The sequence below is a fragment of the Acutalibacter caecimuris genome, assembly GCF_034335085.1.
Lineage (GTDB): Bacteria > Bacillota > Clostridia > Oscillospirales > Acutalibacteraceae > Acutalibacter > Acutalibacter caecimuris.
Genome location: NZ_JAWXXJ010000089.1, coordinates 1 through 678 on the forward strand (window position 1 = coordinate 1; position 678 = coordinate 678).

The window sequence follows — 678 nt, forward strand, 5'->3', positions numbered from 1 at the left end:
CCGGGGAATTGCTTTGGCTGGGCACCTCCACCTCTACACGGCCTATTGTCCAGAAGCTGCTCCGGCTTTCGTTGCCCCCGTTATCCGTCCAGTAGTAGCCCTGCTTGGGGGAAAATATGACCTCATAGGTGCCCGCATCCGCAGCCTCCTGGATACCGCTTATCAGCATGGCAGCAGGGTCAAAGCCATTCCAGACAGGCTTTTGCACTTCCCCGTTATAGGTAAGGCTCCCAAACTGGTATGGCGTCCGGGGGATGCCACGGTCAACGGAAACAGACTCCTTCACTTCGTCCAGGAATTCATCCAGCGGCTGCCCGTCATAGGTAAAATTGGAGGCGTCCATTTCCGGCAGCTGGCTGGCGTCCACCTTGCCGTCCTCACCCAGCGCCGCCTTGTGTGCCTGCACATGGGCCAGGCTTTCCAGCATCGCCTCTATCAAAGGATTAAAAATCAGGGTGGCGCTGGCCGGGTCGCTGTCCTGCAGCTTGCGGATAGCGGCGGCCCTGTACTGCGGGTCTTTGGGTATCTTGTAATATTCTTCTGCCATAGCGCCCTCCCCTAAAATTCATCGTCAAACTCAAAGGTGAATTTTACATCCTCGTCCTTGCCCTTATTCAGGAATGTTTTCACCGCCGCCAGCTGCCCCTCTTCATCCACCAGCGCCATTTCGTTGATGTT

1 protein-coding gene is annotated in these 678 nt (G+C 56.2%); it reads right to left on the reverse strand.

The window, feature by feature from the left end:
- On the reverse strand, positions 1-547 hold a 547-nt coding region (locus tag U8U01_RS17300; RefSeq protein ID WP_322176824.1), incomplete at its 3' end, for a hypothetical protein.
- Positions 548-678 lie beyond the last annotated feature (131 nt).